General features: G+C 68.3%; 1 protein-coding gene. It reads right to left on the reverse strand.

What is annotated here, in order from left to right; all coding sequences use genetic code 11:
* Positions 1-467, reverse strand: a 467-nt coding sequence (locus EG885_RS22430) for an ATPase, T2SS/T4P/T4SS family (protein ID WP_131579086.1), incomplete at both ends; no start/stop codon positions are given.

Here is a 467-nt window from a genome sequence, read left to right on the forward strand (position 1 = left end):
GTGACCACGCGCTCCTTGGGCGGGATAGCCGCCGCAAGGCAGTTGAGCATCGTCGTCTTTCCGGCCTGTGTGCCGCCGGAGACCAGGACGTTCAGGCCCGCCGCCACGGCCGCCTCGAGGAACGCGGCAGCGTGTGCCGTGAGCGTTCGCAGCCCCACCAGGTCGTCCAGCCTGTTGGCCCGGACGACGAACTTGCGGATGTTCACCGCCCAGTGCTCCCGCGTGATGTCCGGAATGACGACATGCAGCCGGGAACCGTCCGGCAGCATCGCGTCGACGAACGGGGAGCTGAGGTCCACGCGGCGGCCGGACGTCTTGAGCATCCGCTCCACCAGGTCCCTCACCTGGTCGGCGGAAAGGATCGTCGTCGTGAGCTCGGCCTGCCCGTCACGGGCCACGAAGACCTTGCCCGGCTCGTTGACCCAGACCTCCTCGACGGTCGGGTCATCCAGGTACTCCTGCAACGG

This window comes from Paracoccus nototheniae (assembly GCF_004335005.1).
GTDB classification, from domain to species: Bacteria; Pseudomonadota; Alphaproteobacteria; order Rhodobacterales; family Rhodobacteraceae; genus Paracoccus; species Paracoccus nototheniae.